Genomic DNA, 221 nt, shown 5'->3' on the forward strand with positions numbered 1-221 from the left:
TATTGTTATTCTCAATCGTTAACGTGCCGCTTGGTTTTACTTGATGTACTTCTGTTGTAGTCTCTGTGATGTAGTTTCGTTGGTCAGATTGATCCACATAGTAGACATGGACGTTGTACTTACCGTCATCATTTTTATGATCTGAGGCTTTGATGGTCGCACGGTAGCTGCCATCACTTTGACGGACTGCTTTGTGCCATACTAGATCATCTTGCCAGTTC

General features: G+C 42.5%; 1 protein-coding gene. It reads right to left on the reverse strand.

The genetic code is table 11. The features are described from left to right. A partial coding sequence (locus tag ADI76_RS06805) for a GBS Bsp-like repeat-containing protein (protein WP_049515304.1) occupies positions 1-221 on the reverse strand: 221 nt, incomplete at both ends.

This window comes from Streptococcus parasanguinis (assembly GCF_001074805.1).
Lineage (GTDB): Bacteria > Bacillota > Bacilli > Lactobacillales > Streptococcaceae > Streptococcus > Streptococcus parasanguinis_A.